Here is a 244-nt window from a genome sequence, read left to right as displayed (position 1 = left end):
AGAGATCTACAACGGTCAGATCGTTGGTCTGAACAGCCGTGACAACGACATGGGCGTCAACCCAACCAAAGGCAAGAAGCTCGACAACATGCGTGCTTCGGGCAAAGACGAAACCATCGCTCTGGTTCCACCCGTTCGCTTCACCCTGGAACAGGCCCTGGAATTCATCCAGGACGACGAGCTGTGCGAAGTAACGCCGAAGTCGATCCGTCTGCGTAAGAAAATCCTGGACGAAGGCGAGCGT

General features: G+C 55.3%; 1 pseudogene. It reads left to right on the top strand.

The features are described 5' to 3' along the window. A pseudogene (locus AC0L2F_RS35925) lies at positions 1 to 244 on the top strand (translational GTPase TypA); the annotation flags it as partial.

This window comes from Bradyrhizobium sp. Ken64 (assembly GCF_055807555.1).
This window is presented reverse-complemented; position numbering and strand designations above follow the sequence as displayed.